Origin of the sequence: Anabaenopsis sp. FSS-46 (genome assembly GCF_029891665.1) — a bacterium.
Lineage (GTDB): Bacteria > Cyanobacteriota > Cyanobacteriia > Cyanobacteriales > Nostocaceae > Anabaenopsis > Anabaenopsis arnoldii.
The window spans coordinates 1-11493 of record NZ_JANQDG010000032.1; the positions used below are offsets into that span (position 1 = coordinate 1).

Here is an 11493-nt window from a genome sequence, read left to right on the forward strand (position 1 = left end):
TGCTTTTGCGGGAAGAGGAGGAAATATTAACATCACTGCCCAGAGAATCTTTCAGGATACACAGAGTAAAATTACTGCTAGTTCCCAACTGGGTATTGATGGTGTTATAGAAACTAATACCCCGGAGGTTGACCCGAGTCAGGGATTAATTGAATTGTCTGAAAACGTCGTTGACCCCAATGCTTTAATTGCTAAAAATGCTTGCCGACAATGGGGACAAAGTGAATTTACAGTCCGAGGTAAGGGGGGTTTACCTGGTTCCCCGGAACAAATACATAGTAGTAGCGAGGTGGAAGTGAGTTTAATTGCTCCCACATCTGAGGAATCATCGGCTGTGGTCAGTCCTGTATCTATCATGACTCGAAGAGTTATACCCGCCCAGGGATGGGTAGTTAATGCTCAAGGAGATGTGGTTTTAGTAGCTTATTTTAGGGGAAATAACCCTCACCGAGTTGATGCTGCTACGGCATATTGTCGGTAAATTTGATATTCCCTGGGTTTCCTGATCATGGTGACTCTGAAGGTGCTTTTGCCAGCCCCACTGATGTCAACAATTCCAGCCAATACTGATTAATCTGGGGATCATTGGGGCGTTGACGGTGTAAATCAGCTAAAATACTCACAAAATTTTCCCACAGTCCGGCGGTGGCATAAAGCATTGCCTGATCTAAAGGTTCCGTGGTCTGTTGCACCTGAGAGTAAAGATTAGGATCTTTGACTACCTCAATCTTACCTTTTAAGTACAAATCTGAAGGACTAGAAGAATCACAAATGATGGAAAGTTTCCAAGTATATGCACGGTCTGCTGTTAATGGTGCTTCACTAGTAGGTATTTTGATACTCACAATACCTGCTTTGGTTCCACCCTCAAAGGTCTTTGTATACAGGTTTTGAGGTATTTGATCATCCCTGAGCAGAAATTCCAGTCTTTGTATTGCTGTGGTAGTTTCAGGAATGTAGAACCAGAATTGGGGATGGTCTGACGTGGTTCGTTGCTTTCCATCTTGTTCGTGGGCTGGGATCAGGGAAACAGGAAACTGCTCATGTGGGAAACATTTTTCCTCTTCATTTGTAGTCCGTTCAGCTGGACGTGTACCTGCAGGAGTGGTTCTGCTAGGTCTGCCTTCCGGGAATATAATTACATTGCCACCGGGTTGAATATAAGCTTCAATATTCCTGATGACTTCTGCGGCTTGGCGATCGCCCGGACGTGCTGCTAATGCTTGCTGGAAATATATTAAAGCTTGGCGATATTCCCTGTCAGCAATTTTTGCATAACCAACTTGCATATATTCGTCATAGCTGGAAATGCTCTTAACTATGTGGTCAGGTTGATGTGTTGCTAAGACTGGAGTAGGAGGGGTAAAACCTAGGGGTAAACAGAAGCAGCCAGTCAATAGACACTGTAGCCAAATTTGATATTTCATACAAGAACTACTTAACTGGTAATAGAAATTTTGTCACCATGGCTGCAGATTGGGAACCCTGCTAAAATACTTAACACTCTATTGATTTGTATTAAATGTAACAGTGAACAGCCTTGAGGCTGTTCACTCTTGACTGTTAATTAATTACTTAAGCTTCGTCTAAAGCCGCAATACCAGGTAAGATTTTACCTTCTAACAGTTCCAAGCTAGCGCCACCACCGGTGGAGATGTGGCTCATTTGATCAGCTAAACCGACCTTTTCCACAGCCGCCACTGAGTCACCACCACCGATGATTGTGGTTGTACCAGTTTTACCTATTTCTGCGAGAGTATGAGCGATCGCTTCTGTACCGGTAGCAAATTTATCAAACTCAAATACACCCATAGGGCCGTTCCAAATCACAGTTTTGCAATCAGCCAAAGCTGCTTGGAAAACCTTCACAGAGTCCGGACCAATATCTAAACCCATACCATCAGCGGGAATATTTTCAATACTGACAGTTGTTGCATTAGCATCGGGGGCGAACTTATCTGCTGAGACGATATCTGTAGGTAACAAGAAGGTAACGCCACGTTCTTGAGCTTTAGCTTCCAAAGTCTTGGCCAGTTCTAATTTATCTTCTTCTACCAAAGACTTACCAACACTTAAACCCCGGGCTTTATAGAAGGTGAAAATCATCCCACCACCGATGATCAGCTTATCGCATTTTTCCAGGAGAGTTTCAATCACACCTATTTTGCTGGAAACCTTGGAACCGCCAATAATTGCCGCCAAAGGACGTTGGGGATCTTCAATAGCACTCTGTAAGTACTGTAGTTCCTTCTCGATCAAATATCCCCCCACAGAAGGACTCAAGTAGTGAGTTACACCTTCAGTGGAAGCGTGGGCGCGGTGTGCTGTACCAAAAGCATCATTCACATAAAAGTCAGCATTAGCTGCCAGTTTTTTAGCAAATTCTGGGTCGTTTTTCTCTTCTTCCTTGTAGAAGCGGACATTTTCGAGTAGCAGAACTTGTCCATTTTGTAAAGCTGCAACTTGAGCAGCAACCGCATCGCCGATACAGTCATCAGTTTTGACAACTTCTTGACCTAGCAATTCCGAGAGACGTTTAGCAACTGGGGTTAAACGCAGCTTGTCATCCACACCCTTGGGACGACCAAAATGGCTAGCTAGAATTACCTTAGCTCCCTTCTGGGTCAAATCTTGGATAGTGGGCAAAGCAGCGCGAATGCGAGTATCATCTGTGATGTTGCCTTGGTCATCGACAGGGACGTTAAAATCAACCCGTACTAAGGCACGTTTACCTGATATATCACTTGCAGACAAATTTGCTAAAGTTTTTTTCGACATTATGATAGACTCTCCTGATTAGCCTTTTGTTATTGTTTTGAAAGTGGAACCATCAAGATTTTACGAGCAAGCAGTGATGCGTAAATCCCCCGTTATTTATGCGGGGCATATTAAGCTAATGACTGATTTGATTCTGTCGTGAAATGCTAAAATTATCATAGCGGTAAAGCGTACACTTAAAAAGCGTGCGCTTGAGAACTGCCAGGGCGGTAGGTGAGTTCCACGGTGTTAACTTGTGGACTCGCAGAGGCGGACTTTTGCACAGTGAAGCAAGAAGTAAACACTAAATCTCCTTAGTTAGGTGAGTGTCAACGTAGTCAGGGGTGCTAAGTGACAGAGATGTTTAAAACAGTACTATTTCCAATTGATCAAAGCCGGGAAGCGCGAGAAGCTGCTGATGTAGTTACCAACGTTGTGCAGAAGTACGGTAGTCGGTTGGTGCTGCTGTCTGTGGTGGAAGACCCAGCCACAGATGTACCCAGTCCAGATCCCATGAATTCGTCAGACCTTGTCTCTCAATTGCTGGAAAATGCCCGATCTTTGTTTTCTCAGCAAGGAATTCAATGTGAGATTCTGGAAAAACAGGGGAAACCAGCCTTTACTATCTGCGATGTGGCTGATGACATTGGGGCAGACTTAATTATCATGGGTTGTAGAGGATTAGGTTTGACTGACGAGGGAGCAAGTGATAGTGTTACTACGCGTGTAATTAATCTTTCTCCTTGCCCAGTGCTAATTGTGCCTTAATCTTGCCAAGACGCGATGAATCGCGTCTACATTCGATCCCCAATAGCACTTTTGCTGCCTAAAATTCTTTGGTTGCGTAACATCTCTCCATCTTCGCCGGTCAAATAGTTCGGTTATCCCGCTACTTGTCAGCAACTGAAGAGGGGGTTTTTGCGTCACTATGGGTATAGTTAGTAAGATTTGTGTAAATTATTTTTTTGTCAACGAAACAGTTTTGAATTATAATTGAAAGATTTACCTGAGTTACTTTACTATCTGCCGGATTTGTCTTAATATAGGATTAAGTAGAAATCATATCGACTTCAGATTTTACAATTGCACATCGCGGCCGAGGATAAAAAGAATTTACGCCAATAACCAAGTGTGCTTCTAGAAGATTTCAAAATTCAGGGAAGGTAAGGGAACCTATATCGGGTAGGGGTGTTCTTAATCTTTCATAGGCGGTGTATGAATTGACTTCTTTTGGTAGCGCCCTATGTTCCGTGATATGTTTACTACCTTTCCAAACCAGATTTAGTTATTCAAGATCCGTTGTATTTACGGAGTAGAGGACAACGCACCAATGGCTATTGTTAAAACCAAAACCGAAAACCTCAATACCAAATTCACGGCTGATATGGTCAGAACCTATCTGCGGGAAATTGGTCGGGTACCACTGCTAACGCGAGAAGAAGAGATTATTTTTGGCAAGCAGGTACAACAAATGATGACCCTTGTGGAGGCTAAAGACTCCTTAGGGCGGGAGCTAGGTCATGAACCTAGTTTAGCAGAGTGGGCAGCCCATGTTAACCAAACGGAAACACAGATCAAACACTCTGTAACCCAAGGTAAACGAGCCAAGCAAAAGATGATTGAAGCCAACCTGCGTTTGGTTGTGGCCATCGCCAAGAAATACCAAAAGCGCAACATGGAGTTTTTGGATTTGATCCAGGAAGGAACTCTAGGATTAGAAAGGGGTGTAGAAAAGTTTGATCCCACCAGGGGTTATAAGTTCTCCACCTATGCTTACTGGTGGATTCGCCAAGCGATTACCCGGGCGATCGCCCAGCAAGGTCGGACTATTCGGTTACCGATTCATATCACCGAGAAACTCAACAAAATCAAAAAAGTACAGCGGGAATTGGCGCAGAAGTTGGGGCGATCGCCGAATCCTGCGGAGATTGCGCAAGAGTTGGAACTAGAGCCGATGCAGATTCGGGAATACCTGAATATGGCGCGTCAACCAGTGTCCTTAGATGTGAAAGTCGGCGATAACCAGGATACAGAATTGCAAGAAATGCTCGAAGATGAAGGACCATCTCCTGAGTATTACACCACCCAAGAGTTCTTGCGTGAAGACCTGAATAACTTGCTCGCAGAACTTACCCCCCAACAAAGACAGGTTTTAGCCCTGCGCTTTGGTTTAGAAGATGGTCATGAAATGTCTTTAGCTAAAGTGGGAGAACGCTTAAATCTTAGCCGTGAGCGCGTCCGTCAGCTAGAACATCAAGCTCTTGCTCATTTGCGCCGTCGTCGCGCCAATGTTAAGGAGTACGTTGCTAGCTAAAAGCAGATAGCTTGCGGTGACGCGCCTCCTGAAGTCAGGGGGCGATTTTTTATCTTGTTCTTCGAGGAATAGTGTTAATTAAAACTCAATCCCTGCTTGGGCTTTCACTCCTTGATCCCGGAAAGGATGTTTAATCAGAGTCATTTCCGTGACTAAATCTGCTCGCTCGATTAAAGCAGGGGGTGCGCCTCGACCTGTGAGAATTACGTGCTTGTTGGGTGGTTTTTCTGCTAACCCTGCTAAAACTTGATCTACTTGTAAATAGCCCATTTTGAGGGCGATATTGATTTCATCGAGCAACACTAACTGAAATTCTGGATTGCGAATATATTCTAATGATTTTTCCCAAGCGGCGCTGGCTTTGTCAAGGTCGCGATCGCGGTCTTGAGTTTCCCAGGTAAAGCCTTCCCCCATAGCGTGAAATTCTATCTGGTTTTCCCAAAAGCTGAAAACCTTTTTTTCTGATGGTTCCCAAGCACCTTTGATAAATTGCACAATCGCTACTTTATACCCATGACCGAGCGATCGCAACACCATACCCAAAGCCGCCGTAGTTTTACCCTTACCATTACCAGTATTAACTATAATTAAACCTTTTTCTGGTACAGCCTCTGCTATACGGCGATCCTGTACCTCTTTGCGCCGCTGCATCTTGTGGCGGTATTGTTCATCAGTTAAGTTAGTTAGGGTTGAGGACATGATTTCGTCTATTAAGCGTTCAATTTCTCTATCTGAGTTTAACTCTTCTGGTGTATCGCTTTTCATCAACCTTACTTATCAAATATGAATTTTCTCACCCACAGCAGGGTTATAGGACGAAGGGGTTAGTCTTGAAAAGACTGGATTTATTTAGGTGAGTGACTACGTGTTGTTTCATTTAATTCTCTTGAGAAATTATTTGGGAACACTGTATTAATTCCTGATCATATGGCTTGGAGATCATGAAAAATGTAGATATTCAACATTTTTGTAGGATTTAATTAACTAAATTTTGGGAGAATCTGACAACTTCATTTCAGATTCCCTAGGGATCATTTTCCCCCACAAGTTGATATCAGGCGCGCTCCCATGTCAGAGTTTGAGGATTTCCGCCTATAGGGGGTGTGACTAATACTAGGCGATCCCCAATAAATTGGAATTGGCGTAACTGCTCGGTTCCAATCCAATCAGGTATGAGGCTAATTTCCACATAATGAATTACTGTTTCTGACTGTATTTCATATTTACCACCGTAAGAAACATAATTAGCAGATGCTTGAAGATATCTAGTAATTGCTTTAATGTACTTAAAAGCAGTGACTAAAAGCCAAGGTCTTAAGAATACTTTCCTAGCATTCATCAACTCGGCTGAGGAAACTTCAATATTCAGGCGATGGGCTTTCATAATTGTTGCAGACATATAACCAGATTCAGTGTATGTAATATAACCAATGGGATGTTTCCCAAATGGGTAACAAGTCTGACCATCGCCAGATGTGGTTTCCCAAGATACTAATTTCCAAGTCCCGACAAAGTTGTTTTTAGTCATCTTATTTATACTGGTATTTTGATACAGCTTTCCCAGACAACCCAGCAGGTAAATTGCTATTGTTATATCAGTATAATTTTTGTCGAAATTCTTTCCTAGGGGTAATGTCATAATTGCCTGAAATCTAGATAACATTAGATTCAGCGTGTTTACTATTCAGGAGTGCCAAAATGTCAAAAAAACTGGGTCAAAAAATCTCCCCCATACCCATGTCCACCGATATCGGGGTGGTAGATTTGATTAATAATTACTTCACAGCCTATAACTCAGCACGTTTGCGAGAAATCTGTCAACTCATGAGTCACGATATCTTAAAAGATGGCGTGACTGTGGGAGTTAGCCTTTCTGGTGCGATGACACCAGCTGGATTTGGAGTTTCAGCACTATCGCCCCTAATTCGCAACGGTTTTATTGACTGGATGATTAGTACAGGTGCGAATCTTTACCATGATATGCACTACGGCTTAGGGTTTGAACTGTTTGCCGGTAATCCGTTTTTGGATGATGTCAAGTTGCGCCAAGATGGTACGATCAGAATCTATGATATTATCTTTGGCTATGATGTCTTGCTGGAAACTGACGCTTTTATTCGCAAGATTCTCCAAGCAGAAGTATTTCAAAAACCCATGGGAACTGCCGAGTTTCACTATCTATTGGGTAAGTATGTCCGAGAAGTAGAAAAGCAGTTGGGAGTGCAGCATTCTTGTTTGTTAGCCACAGCTTATGAATGTGGCGTACCTATTTATACCTCATCCCCAGGAGATAGTTCCATTGGGATGAATGTTGCAGCTTTAGCTTTGGAAGGTTCAAAGTTAGTCATAGACCCTTCTATTGACGTGAATGAGACAGCAGCGATCGCCTATTGTGCCAGAGAATCAGCCGGAAAAAGTGCAGCTGTAATTCTCGGGGGTGGTAGTCCTAAGAACTTTTTACTACAAACACAACCGCAAATTCACGAGGTTTTAGGGCTAGAAGAACGGGGACACGATTACTTTGTACAGTTTACCGACGCGCGACCGGATACCGGAGGTTTGTCAGGTGCAACTCCCTCGGAAGCTGTGAGTTGGGGTAAAATAGACCCAGAAGAGTTACCTAGCACAATTGTTTGTTACACTGATAGTACCATAGCTGTACCATTAGTCACAGCTTATGTTCTCAACCAGTGTCAACCTCGACCTCTGAAGCGGTTATATGACAGACGACCAGCAATGCTGGAGAAATTAAAAACCGACTACCTAGCAGCTTTAGCACAGCCATCGGCGCAAGTCCGAGCTGGTGTAGCTGATATGGTATCTTAGCAATAATTCCTCATCGTCCCTAAAGGATGATTTAAATGGAACCCGCCCTTAAGGGTGGGTCTCACAAGAAAATCGCCGCAAGGCACGGAAGCCACTTGGCTTTAGACAGTGACAGCAAAATTTCAATTATTTTCAAATAGGTTAAAATTTTATCACAAAAAGTTAAGTATACATGGGCAAATACGCTATCCTCGGAACTGGTGCTTTAGGTGGGTTTTATGGCGCTAAATTGCAACAAGCTGGTTACGATGTCCACTTTCTGCTCAAGAGTGATTACGAACACGTGAGCAAATCTGGTTTATTGATCGAATCTAAAGACGGTGATTTTACCCTTCCCCAAGTTAAGGCCTATAATGATGTGGAACAGATGCCACAATGTGATGTAGTAATAGTGGCACTCAAGACAACTCAAAACCATTTACTACCGAAATTATTACCCCCCCTGGTAAAAGATGGTGGCGTAGTATTGGTATTGCAGAATGGATTGGGTGTAGAAGAGGATATTACCCAAATAGTCAAGAATGTTCAAGTTATCGGCGGCTTATGTTTTCTGTGTTCCAATAAAGTAGGAGCCGGACATATTCGACACTTAGACTATGGAAAAATTACTTTGGGGGAATATACCCCTAAATACGATCCCGCTCCTCTAACAGAAAGAATACAATATGTTGCTAATGACTTTGAAACTGCTGGTATTACCATTGAATTAGCCACAGACTTACTGTTAGCGCGTTGGCAAAAACTGGTGTGGAATATACCCTACAATGGACTCTCTGTTATTCTCAATGCTAGAACAGACGAATTAATGACAGATGCTCACACCCGGATATTAGTTGAACAATTAATGAATGAAGTAGCAGCTGGGGCGAAAAGTTCAGGACGAGTTATCCCTGATAGCTTCATTCAAACCATGCTGAATTATACTGTGAAGATGAAGCCCTACCGTACCAGCATGAAAATTGACTATGATGAAGGCCGTCCTCTAGAGGTAGAAGCGATTTTCGGTAACCCATTACGAAAAGCCCAAGCAGCTGGTGCAAATTTACCGCAGATCAGCTGTATGTATCATCAACTAAAATTTCTGACCCAAAGAAATGGCATTGCTTAATCTGATTACCTGGGGTGATGGTTTTAGCACCTTGGTGAATATTGGTGCTGCTTAAAACCTCTCCTAGGCAGCATTGCCCATCTATTTAGATTTTAGCTTATATCGTAGCAAAAATTATTATTAATGTAAATACAAATTTTGTAGCAATACTTAAAACTAATTACAGTCTTCTATTGCAGTTTGTAAATATTTTTTGGGTGCGGCGAGATTATTCCTTTAGACTGAATCTCAACAGGAGAATATTAGAGCAATTCAGATGCATTCAATGAATTTAATGTGCCATGAATTTGTAGTTTGTCTATCCTTTCTTGCTTGTATTGCAGGGTTGCTATTACTTTGGGATCCCAACCAGCCAAAAGATAATCTAGAAGAAACAGAGAAAATTCTCTTGAGAATGAGCTTCTCTTACTGGCTAGTTTACTGTTTTGCTTTTGGTATTGAGAAGTTGATTTTACCTGACTGGGAAACCGCGCTCATGTCTGTGAAAATCACTATTGCTTTGTCGTATTTTCTGACTTTTTCTTGTGTCCTGAGTTTGCCATTACACAAGTTCTCAGTCCGCCGTGTGGAAGAATAGGCAATAGTTAACAATGGACTATGAAGCTGATTTAGTTCTCATGGCGATCGCAAGGGTATCTAGAAATTTATCCTGATCTAAAGTGGTTAGGATAAAAACCTCTTGTACAGTTTTACCCTGACGGGCTATGACCTTATAACCACCCCGAATAGGTACAGATACACGCAGTTGCATTTTCGGACAGTGACCTTTAGCCCGCCCAATAACACCAGGGGTGACAGTTTGAATCCCATCCTGCAGACAGAGACGTTCTAAAATTGGGATGAGGCCAGAAATATGAGTTGAGTGATTCCAGACTAATCTGCCATCTTTAACAGAAGCGTCTTTCGCGGGTTTACCCATAATAATTAAGCCGCTTCCAAAGGAGCCATTGTTAAACCAGCCCGACGCAGCTGTTGATGATATAGTTCCGCCATTTCTTGGGGACCTACCCAGACAATAGCTTGGCCTTCATAGTGTATCTGATTGGTCAAATCCCAAGCCAGATCACCCGTCATTCCGGGAATATACTTCATCAAACACTCAGAAACGTGTTGAAAAGTATTGAAGTCATCGTTTAAAACAATCACCTTATAATTGGGATAAGTCTTACGAGTGACTTGAGTAGTCCGTCCAGGATCTACAGTTGGTGCTGTACCTGCGCCGTATACAGCTGCTGAAATTCTTGTAACCATAAAACAGTTAGCCAACAGGATTTTACAAATCTACACCTACAAATTACTAGTTTAGTCTATTGTCCAGGGACTAGGGAGTGGGGAATGGAAAATTCCCCATCCCAAATCCTCAAGAAACCGATCCAAAAAAGCTAACTAATGCTAACAAAAGTTGGCTTTTTCTGCCTGTTTCACCCTAGCAGTGTCGGCACTATCTAGTCCACAGGCTAACACGATCAATCTGACCGCTTCTTTGTTTAAATTAATGGCAGCGTTTAAATCTCTGTCACTCTCAAAGCCACAACTATCACATTTAAACACTCTGTGAGATAATGGCAGTGATGATTTCTTTTCTCCACAACTTGAGCAAGTCTTACTACTGGGATAAAATCTATCCACAATTACCAACTTACTACCATACAGTTGTGTTTTATATTCCAACTGCCTTCTAAATTCATAAAAGCCCATATCTGATATAGCTTTTGATAATTTCCCATTTGCTAACATCCCAGATACATTTAAATCTTCTATCCCTATAACCGCGTGGTTTTTGCTGATATAGGTGGTGATTTTGTGTAATGTATCTTTTCTGATGTTGGCTATTTTTTGGTGTAATCTCGCTATTTGGATTTGGGCTTTTCTATAATTATTTGAACCTCTGAGTTTATGTCGGTTCAAATATTGCATTCTTGCTAATTTAGACTCGTACTTTTTATAACTTTTTACTCCATCAAATACTTCTCCTGTTGATAATGTTGCTAGATGATTTATGCCTAAGTCAACTCCCACAAACTCTTGATTTTTGGTTGTTTCCTTTGGGTTCACCTCCAGTTTCCACAAGATAAACCACTTATCAGCTTGTTTACTTATGGTGACAGATTTCGGTTTATATCCAGTCGGGAGAATTTCATAAGTTTTCAGCCAGCCAATTACGGGGACTTTGATTTTTCTATAGTCAATATGAATTGCCCCATCTAAGGTAAAAGAATCATGTCTCCCTTTTTTCTTAAACTTAGGAAAGCCTTTACTTTTTTTGAAGAAGGATTTAAAGGCATCTGACAGATATCTTAATGCGTATTGAGGGGCGCATTTAGAAACTTCATAATACCAAGGAAGGGTAGATTTAATGGCTGCTACTAACCATTTATGTAAATCTATAGCTGTGGGAAATTTGATTTTGTCTTGAGGATTAAGTTTGTTATGTAATAATACCTGTTGACAAAGTGCTAAACCTTGATTCCAAGCGTGTCTGGCTACT

At 42.1% G+C, this 11493-nt stretch carries 12 protein-coding genes and 1 pseudogene; 6 read left to right on the top strand and 7 right to left on the bottom strand.

The window, feature by feature from the left end; all coding sequences use genetic code 11:
- Nucleotides 1-481 (top strand): annotated as a pseudogene (locus NWP21_RS03175) (hypothetical protein); the annotation flags it as partial.
- A gap of 25 nt (nucleotides 482-506) precedes the next feature.
- On the opposite strand, the gene NWP21_RS03180 reads toward NWP21_RS03175, so the two are convergent.
- Nucleotides 507-1427, bottom strand: coding sequence for a DUF928 domain-containing protein (locus NWP21_RS03180; protein WP_280791588.1), 921 nt, complete (start codon nucleotides 1425-1427; stop codon nucleotides 507-509).
- Nucleotides 1428-1575: 148 nt separating this feature from the next.
- Nucleotides 1576-2778, bottom strand: a complete 1203-nt coding sequence (locus tag NWP21_RS03185; RefSeq protein ID WP_271734193.1) for a phosphoglycerate kinase — start codon at nucleotides 2776-2778, stop codon at nucleotides 1576-1578.
- A 339-nt stretch (nucleotides 2779-3117) separates the two neighbouring features.
- Between NWP21_RS03185 and NWP21_RS03190 the strand changes: the two genes are divergently transcribed.
- Nucleotides 3118-3525, top strand: a complete 408-nt coding sequence (locus NWP21_RS03190) for a universal stress protein (protein WP_280791589.1) — start codon at nucleotides 3118-3120, stop codon at nucleotides 3523-3525.
- A 562-nt stretch (nucleotides 3526-4087) separates the two neighbouring features.
- On the top strand, nucleotides 4088-5071 hold the full coding sequence (locus tag NWP21_RS03195) for an RNA polymerase sigma factor, RpoD/SigA family (RefSeq protein ID WP_280791590.1): 984 nt from the start codon (nucleotides 4088-4090) through the stop codon (nucleotides 5069-5071).
- A gap of 78 nt (nucleotides 5072-5149) precedes the next feature.
- Here the strand turns inward: NWP21_RS03195 and cobO are convergent, their stop codons facing one another.
- Both cobO and NWP21_RS03205 read right to left on the bottom strand, forming a co-directional pair.
- Complete coding sequence (gene cobO, locus NWP21_RS03200; protein ID WP_280791591.1) at nucleotides 5150-5836, bottom strand: cob(I)yrinic acid a,c-diamide adenosyltransferase; 687 nt, start codon at nucleotides 5834-5836, stop codon at nucleotides 5150-5152.
- Between the two features lie 289 nt (nucleotides 5837-6125).
- Nucleotides 6126-6599, bottom strand: a complete 474-nt coding sequence (locus NWP21_RS03205; RefSeq protein WP_280791592.1) for a lipocalin-like domain-containing protein — start codon at nucleotides 6597-6599, stop codon at nucleotides 6126-6128.
- A 170-nt stretch (nucleotides 6600-6769) separates the two neighbouring features.
- Between NWP21_RS03205 and speY the strand changes: the two genes are divergently transcribed.
- The 3 genes from speY to NWP21_RS03220 all read left to right on the top strand — a co-directional run bounded on the left by speY (nucleotide 6770) and on the right by NWP21_RS03220 (nucleotide 9582).
- A complete protein-coding gene (speY, locus tag NWP21_RS03210) occupies nucleotides 6770-7897 on the top strand; it encodes a deoxyhypusine synthase (protein ID WP_280791593.1) in 1128 nt (375 codons plus the stop codon).
- 172 nt (nucleotides 7898-8069) lie between these two features.
- A complete protein-coding gene (locus NWP21_RS03215) occupies nucleotides 8070-9005 on the top strand; it encodes a putative 2-dehydropantoate 2-reductase (RefSeq protein WP_280791594.1) in 936 nt (311 codons plus the stop codon).
- A 256-nt stretch (nucleotides 9006-9261) separates the two neighbouring features.
- Nucleotides 9262-9582: a hypothetical protein gene (locus tag NWP21_RS03220; protein ID WP_280791595.1), complete on the top strand. Its 321-nt coding sequence runs from the start codon at nucleotides 9262-9264 to the stop codon at nucleotides 9580-9582.
- Nucleotides 9583-9600: 18 nt separating this feature from the next.
- Here NWP21_RS03220 and NWP21_RS03225 read toward each other — a convergent pair whose 3' ends face one another.
- The 3 genes from NWP21_RS03225 to NWP21_RS03235 all read right to left on the bottom strand — a co-directional run.
- Complete coding sequence (locus tag NWP21_RS03225; RefSeq protein WP_280791596.1) at nucleotides 9601-9924, bottom strand: DUF2103 domain-containing protein; 324 nt, start codon at nucleotides 9922-9924, stop codon at nucleotides 9601-9603.
- A 5-nt stretch (nucleotides 9925-9929) separates the two neighbouring features.
- Nucleotides 9930-10256 carry an ATP-dependent Clp protease adapter ClpS gene (clpS, locus tag NWP21_RS03230; protein WP_271733466.1) on the bottom strand — a complete coding sequence of 109 codons (327 nt, stop codon included), beginning with the start codon at nucleotides 10254-10256 and terminating at the stop codon, nucleotides 9930-9932.
- A 141-nt stretch (nucleotides 10257-10397) separates the two neighbouring features.
- Nucleotides 10398-11493, bottom strand: a 1096-nt coding sequence (locus NWP21_RS03235) for a transposase (protein ID WP_280791597.1), incomplete at its 5' end; no start/stop codon positions are given.